Below are 5,292 nucleotides of genomic sequence, written 5' to 3' on the forward strand. Positions count from 1 at the left end.
ATTGAATCTAGTAAATCGCCTAAGACAAAAAGAAGTTCTTCATCTTCTTCTGTATAGTCATTTAGATGATTAATAACCGCTTCAATCGTCGCTTGATTATACGTTCCTGTTTTTAACTCATCGATTGCTTTTGTAATTGTATTATTCATAGTCCACCTCTTTTTCTAGAGATTCAATATCGTCTAATATATCCGGATAAGACACGTTTAAATGAGTCGTATCATCGATATTAAGACGTTGATTCATTTTTATTGTCATAATGATTAGCATCATAATGATTCGGTGATCGCTATAACTTTTTAGTTCTTCATTTGCTTTTTGTAAGTTTTGGTTCTCTAGTATTTCAAATCCATCATCATAAATATTAAAATCCGCACCGAATTTTTCTAGTTCACGTGTGACCGCTAATATGCGATCTGTTTCTTTAACACGTAATTCGTGGGCATCCCGTATAATACTTTTACCATTCGTAAAGAGTCCGAGTACTGTAAGAATTGGAATTTCATCGATTAGCTTTGGAATAAGTGCCCCGTCTATAATAAATGGTTTTAGATTTTCCTTATATTTTACGCGGATATTTCCATACGGTTCACCGACATTATTTCTCTCAAAAACTTCAATATCAGCACCAATCATTTTAAAAACAGTAATGATACCATCTCTCGTTTTATTTAGAGATACGTTTTTTATAGTTATATCACTTCCTGGAATAATTGCAGCAAGAACCATTAAAAAAGCAGCACTAGAAATATCACCAGGAACTTTAACCTCTTTTCCTAATAGACTATAGCCAGGATATACGATAATCGAATTACCATCAGTATGAATATTCGCTCCAAAATCTACTAACATACGTTCAGTATGATCTCTAGAAATATCTTTTTCAATGATCCTCGTTGGCCCTTTTGCGCCTAACGCTGCAAATATAATTGCGCTCTTTACTTGAGCACTTGCAACTGGCATATGATAAGTAATACCGTTTAGAGGTTTTCTTTTAATATTTATTGGAGGAAAATTTTCACGGGTAAGCTCTATAGAAGCACCCATTAACTCGAGAGGTGTCTTTATACGCTGCATTGGACGTTTTTGTATCGTTTCGTCACCATTAATAGTTGCATTGAAGTTTAAACCTGCAACAATCCCTGTTAAAAGTCTTGTTGTTGTACCACTGTTTCCTGTATATAGTATGTTGGTAGGTTCTCTAAGTGACGCCACACCATTACTATTTATAACGATTTTCTCATCCATTAATTCAATTGATACACCAAGCTGTTTCATACAATCGATTGTCATTAAAATATCATCACTGATTAACGGACGATATATTGTCGTCGTACCTTTACTTAAACTCCCTAACATAACTGCACGGTGTGTAATTGACTTATCTCCAGGTACTTCTATCATGCCTCGAAATGTTTTTTTATATTTCTCGATCATATAATCTCCTGAAATTCTTTTAAATAATGTGTTAATTCATCGATACCTATATTTTCAAACTTTGGTGTACCGAATGCTTCAAGTAAAACGAATTGAATTTTATCAGTATCATTATCTTTTTATCGTGTGACATTCGTTCATTAAGCTCGGAATATTTAGCTCGTTTAAATGAGATACGTCATAACCGATTGATTTAATATATTCGACGTATTTTTGTAAATTGAACGATTTATTTAGTCGCTCATTTGAAACATAAATCATAAATAATAAACCAAGCACTACCGCATGTCCGTGCTTTAATTGATATTCATATTCTAATGCATGACCTAATGTATGTCCTAAATTTAACGCTTTACGAACGTTAGATTCTGTTTCATCTTCAGTGACATATCTAAGTTTCGTTTTAATACCAGTAATAATAAATGGCTCTAGTTGTTCTTCGTCTATACAACGTCTATTTTGATGTATTAAATTTTCTACGGTAATTTCATCATTTAACATCGCATGCTTAATGACTTCTCCGAATCCACTAAGTATTTCTTCGTCATCTAACGTCTTTAAAAAGTTTAAATCATAAATAACTGCTTTTGGACGATAAAATGTACCGACTAAATTTTTTCCATGTGGTCGGTTAATTGCGGTTTTACCACCGACAGATGAGTCGTGACTAAGAAGTGTAGTTGGAACGTGTATATAATCGACACCACGAAGTATGATACTTGATAAAAACGCACCCGCATCCCCTGTCGCGCCACCACCGATAACGACGATTAAACTGTTTCTTTTTACATTTAAATCTAATAATGAATCGATTGTATTCATCACGGGATTAATATGCTTAAAAGTTTCACCTCTCGGTGCTTTTATTACATGATTTAGATGTGAAAATTTAGTTTCATATAATTCATATACATATTCATCGATAATAAAATAGACGTCTTGATAGTTTTTTGTGTAATCATGAATAAGTGTGTCATAAATATTATGACCAACATGTATCGTATAATTGTCAGCAGTATAAGTCGTTTTAATGTCCATTAGTATTCCTCTAAACGTCTTTTATAATTTTCTATGTTCTCTTTAATATCTGAGAAATCATCGCTACCAAACTTATCCAATATCGCTTTTGTAATCTCGATTGCAACCATATGTTCTGCAACAATACTCGCTGCTGGAACAGCAGTTGGATCACTACGTTCAATCGTCGCCTTAAATGGTTCTTTCGTATCGATATTAACGCTCATTAATGGTTTATAAAGTGTTGGTATAGGCTTCATTACTCCTCGGACGACAATTGGCATACCTGTTGTCATTCCACCTTCAAACCCACCTAAATTATTTGTACGTCTCGTAAAACCATCGTTAGGATTATATAAAATTTCATCATGGACTTGACTACCTGGATAGTCAGCCATCGTAAAGCCCATTCCAAATTCTACACCCTTAAATGCGTTAATACTAACGATAGACTGTGCGATTTTGCCATCGAGTTTTGTATCGTAATGTACATGTGATCCAAGACCAATAATCGGATTTTTGACAATAACTTCTATAACTCCACCTAGCGTATCTCCGGCTGCTTTTGTTTGATCGATTAACAACTCAGCTTCTTTAGTTTTGTCATTAGAAACCATTCGAACAGAAGATGATTCTTTATTATTTTTAATTTCATCAAACGTATATGTGCCATCATCTATTACTGTACCTATTTGAACGACACGACTTGTCATTTCAATATTTAAAGCGTGCAATAACTCTTTACAGAGTGCTCCAACGAGTACACGTGCTGTCGTTTCTCTTGCTGATGAACGTTCGAGTACGTTTCTTAAGTCTCTGTGATTATATTTCATTCCACCGACTAAATCCGCATGACCAGGTCTTGGTTCTTTAATCACTCTTCTCATTTTTTCAATCTGTTCATCTGTGATCGGTTCAGACTGCATCACGTTTACCCATTGTTTGAAATCATCGTTATTCACTTCCATTTGAACGGGACTACCTAACGTATAGCCATGTCTTACCCCGCTACCAAATTCAAATGTGTCTTTCTCTATTTGCATACGACGACCTCGACCATATCCACCTTGACGCATGAATAACTCTTTAGTCATACGTTCTTTATCGATCGGTACATTTGAAGGAAATCCTTCAACAATCGCCGTCACTTTTTTACCATGAGATTCACCTGCTGTTAAAAACCTCATTGAATCCACCTCTTATTATATAAAATAAAAAGCTGAGTAGTTATACTCAGCCTTGTTATCATTAATAGATCCAATCTTTATTGATTAAGCTATAATCGATAAGCTCTGATTCATCAAAGAAAAGATTAATTTCACGCTCAGCACTTTCAGGTGAGTCTGAACCGTGAATAATATTTTTACCAACTGTTAAACCAAAGTCTCCGCGGATTGTTCCTGGAGTTGCTTCTTGAGGGTTTGTAGCGCCAACAACTAAGCGAGCAGTACTGATGATGTTTTCACCTTCTAAAACCATTGCGAATACTGGTCCTGACGTAATGAAGTCTACTAACTCACCGAAGAATGGCTTTTCACTGTGTTCACCGTAGTGAGTTTTAGCAAGCTCATCTGATACTTGCATTAATTTTGCACCTACAATTTTAAACCCTTTGTTTTCTAAACGCTCAACGATTGGTCCAATAAGGTTTCTTTGAACGCCGTCTGGTTTAATCATTAAAAATGTTCTTTCCATTTGACATAATCTCCTTTAACTAGTCTCTGTATATCATATCATTTATAAGTAATAAATGTCACTTTAATTTAATCTATCTCTCAGTTTTTCTACTACTTCAACTAAATATTCTTTAATTGGTGACTCAATATCCGTCACATTTTGTAATGCGTCATCTAAATATTTATTACTTATTGCTTTTGACTCTTGAATCGCATTAGATTCTAGTAAATATTTGGATAATTCTTCACTGTTTTCTCTATGCTTACTATACTTTTTTAACATCGATCTAAATGTACTATCACTATTTCTAAGTAGTAGTACAGGTAACGTATAATGACCATTTTTTAAATCTGAAAACTTAGGCTTACCAAGTATTTTTTCACTTGCAGTAAAATCTAAACAGTCATCTATAATTTGAAAACTCATTCCAACGTTATATCCGTATTCAATCAAAGATTTAAGTACATTTCGATCAACATTGGTAGCAAATGCTCCAAGTTTAATACTTAATACGATGAGTAACGCTGTCTTTTTATAAATTTTATCTAAATAATCATCAATTGTCTGCATATCGTCAAACTGAGTGTCGAATTGGAATAGCTCTCCCTCTACAATTTGACGCATCGCTAGAGCATATGTGTCGTGAAACTTTTGATGTTCTATGTGAGACACTGCTTCTATCGCACTGGATATTAAAAAGTTACCTGTATTTACTGCTTGGAAATAACCTTGTTTATAATACGTAGTCTTACGTTTTCTTCTCGTCTCTGAGTCATCGATAATATCATCGTGAACTAAGCTTGCCATATGAATTAGTTCTAAACTCGCTGCAGTTTTAATTAAATCATTATATTTATCTTTGTCCCCTAATTTACCAACAAGAAGTGCAAGTGATGGTCTAAGCTTTTTACCGCCTGTGACGTATAAATTAAAACTTTCATCGTTTACGATAGAAGTTCCTGGGTCTAGATTCTCTTTAATATACGCCTCTATTTTCCTTAAATCAGGCTTTATAAAAGATTTAAACGGTTTTGTCATAATCAATCGGTTTATATGCTAAATGGGTTGCAGCCATACCCATGTTATGAGGGACTATTTTTATATTTGTAAACCCAGTTGAATCCATTAAATCTTTTAACTCTTCTTTTGATAGAAAATCTC

Annotated in this window: 5 protein-coding genes; all 5 read right to left on the reverse strand. The window is 34.1% G+C overall.

Translation table 11 applies throughout. From position 1 onward, the window contains the following. Positions 1-141: 141 nt before the first annotated feature. Positions 142-1,437, reverse strand: coding sequence for a 3-phosphoshikimate 1-carboxyvinyltransferase (gene aroA / locus TJ68_RS00365; RefSeq protein WP_052327219.1), 1,296 nt, complete (start codon positions 1,435-1,437; stop codon positions 142-144). Between the two features lie 111 nt (positions 1,438-1,548). Continuing rightward, positions 1,549-2,475 (reverse strand): 3-dehydroquinate synthase, encoded by a 927-nt coding sequence (locus TJ68_RS00370; RefSeq protein WP_052327220.1) that lies wholly within the window; start codon positions 2,473-2,475, stop codon positions 1,549-1,551. Next, positions 2,475-3,641 (reverse strand): chorismate synthase, encoded by a 1,167-nt coding sequence (gene aroC, locus TJ68_RS00375; protein ID WP_040928139.1) that lies wholly within the window; start codon positions 3,639-3,641, stop codon positions 2,475-2,477. Before aroC ends, TJ68_RS00370 begins: the two co-directional genes overlap by 1 nt. A 61-nt stretch (positions 3,642-3,702) precedes the next feature. Next, positions 3,703-4,149 carry a nucleoside-diphosphate kinase gene (gene ndk / locus TJ68_RS00380; RefSeq protein ID WP_040928140.1) on the reverse strand — a complete coding sequence of 149 codons (447 nt, stop codon included), beginning with the start codon at positions 4,147-4,149 and terminating at the stop codon, positions 3,703-3,705. Between the two features lie 63 nt (positions 4,150-4,212). Continuing rightward, complete coding sequence (locus TJ68_RS00385) at positions 4,213-5,169, reverse strand: polyprenyl synthetase family protein (RefSeq protein ID WP_040928141.1); 957 nt, start codon at positions 5,167-5,169, stop codon at positions 4,213-4,215. Positions 5,170-5,292 lie beyond the last annotated feature (123 nt).

The organism is Nosocomiicoccus massiliensis (genome assembly GCF_000438455.1).
GTDB lineage: Bacteria > Bacillota > Bacilli > Staphylococcales > Salinicoccaceae > Nosocomiicoccus > Nosocomiicoccus massiliensis.